This is a genomic window from Lamprobacter sp. (assembly GCF_034860625.1).
Lineage (GTDB): Bacteria > Pseudomonadota > Gammaproteobacteria > Chromatiales > Chromatiaceae > Lamprobacter.
Genome location: NZ_JAYESN010000392.1, coordinates 1 through 2,100 on the forward strand (window position 1 = coordinate 1; position 2,100 = coordinate 2,100).

Annotated in this window: 1 protein-coding gene; it reads left to right on the forward strand. The window is 65.4% G+C overall.

The genetic code is table 11. The features are described 5' to 3' along the window. Window positions 1-2,100 (forward strand): FAD-dependent oxidoreductase (locus VBE63_RS27970; RefSeq protein ID WP_323686263.1); only part of this gene is annotated, 2,100 nt, incomplete at both ends.

The window sequence follows — 2,100 nt, forward strand, 5'->3', positions numbered from 1 at the left end:
TAACGCTGGCCGGGGGTGCCTTGTTCGGCTTCTGGCAGGGGCTGCTGCTGGTTTCCTTTGCTTCCAGCATCGGCGCCACGCTGGCCTTTTTGGTCGCCCGCTTTTTGCTTCGCGATACCGTGCAACGGCGCTTTGGTGCACGGCTGGCCGCGCTCAACCGCGGCATCGAACGCGATGGCGCCTTTTATTTGTTTACGCTGCGGCTTGTGCCGATCTTTCCGTTTTTCATCATCAACCTGCTGATGGGGCTGAGCAGCCTGCGCACGTGGACGTTCTATTGGGTCAGCCAGGTGGGCATGCTCGCCGGCACCGCGGTCTATGTAAATGCGGGCACACAGCTGGGCAACATCGATCGGGTGGGCGATGTGCTCTCGCCTGAGCTGCTCGCTTCCTTCGCCCTGCTCGGCGTGTTTCCGTGGCTGGCGCGGGCCGTATTGCGCGTGGTGCAGCGACGCCGCGTGTACCAGCGCTGGCCCCGGCCCGCCCGCTTTGATCGCAATCTGGTGGTAATTGGCGCAGGTGCTGGCGGATTGGTGAGCGCTTACATTGCTGCAGCAGTAAAGGCCCGCGTGACGCTGGTGGAAGCGCACAAGATGGGCGGCGACTGCCTGAACTACGGCTGCGTGCCGAGCAAGGCGCTGATCCGCAGTGCCAAGGTGGCGCAGCAGATACGCCATGCGCAGGACTATGGACTGGAGGCAGTGCAGCCAGCCTTCAGCTTCAAAAAGGTGATGCAGCGGGTGCACGACATCATCGCCGCCATTGAACCGCACGACAGCATCGAGCGTTATACCAGTCTGGGCGTGGAGGTGCTGCACGGCTATGCCCGCATCGTGGACCCGTGGACGGTGGATATCGCGCTCAACGAAGGCGGCACGCAGCGACTGCGCACGCGCTCGATCATCATCGCCGCGGGAGCCGCCCCGCTGGTGCCAGAGCTGCCGGGGCTGGATACCGTGGATTGGGTCAGTAGCGACACGCTGTGGGAGCGCTTTGCCGAGCTGGATGCACCGCCCCCAAGGCTGCTGGTGCTGGGCGGCGGGCCGATCGGCTCGGAGCTCGCGCAGGCTTTCGCCAGGCTGGGCTCGCAGGTGACCCAGATCGAGCGCGGCGATCGATTGCTGTCTAAAGAAGACCCTGAAGTCTCGGCGCTGGCACGCGCCTCACTGGAGGCCGACGGCGTGCGCGTACTCACCGGGCACACCGCGCTGCGCTGCGAGCGGCGGTCCATAGCCACGGCATCGGAGGCCACTGCACCCGTGGCGGTGGACGCCATATATGGGGACGACCCGAGGCCGGCAGGCGACGTACAGAGTGCGGGTAGTGTGGATAGTGCAGATGCTGCTCGGACTGTGGATGGCGTGCATGGCGCGACCAATGTGGGCGGCGAGCAGGTGCTGGTTGTGGAGCACGATGGTCAGGAGCTGGCGCTGCCTTTCGATCAGTTACTCATTGCGGTCGGCCGGCGCGCCCGGCTGGAAGGCTATGGGCTCGAGGAGCTCGGCATCCCCACCGGCAAGACGGTGCACACCAATGAGTACCTGCAGACGCTGTATCCGAACATCTACGCCGCCGGTGATGTGGCCGGCCCGTACCAGTTCACGCACGCCGCCGCGCACATGGCCTGGTACGCGGCGGTGAATGCGCTGTTCGGGCAGTTCAAGCGCTTCAAGGTGGATTACTCGGTGATTCCGCGCACCACCTTCATCGACCCGGAGGTGGCGAGCGTGGGGCTCACCGAGGCCGAGGCGAAGCAGCGCGGCATCGCGGTGGAGGTCACGCGTTACGCACTGGACGACCTCGATCGGGCCATTGCCGACAGCGCCACCAGCGGCTTTGTCAAAGTACTCACCCCGCCGGGACGGGACCGCATTCTGGGCGTGGTGATCGCCGGCGCGCAGGCCGGCGAGCTGCTGGCCGAGTTTGTACTCGCCATGCGCCATGGCCTGGGGCTGAACAAGATACTGGGCACCATCCACACCTACCCCACCCTGGCCGAGGCCAATAAATACGCCGCTGGCAAATGGAAAAAGGCCCACGCGCCCGAGCGCCTGCTGGGCTGGGTGGCGCGCTACCACCGCTGGAGGTTGGGCGACGATG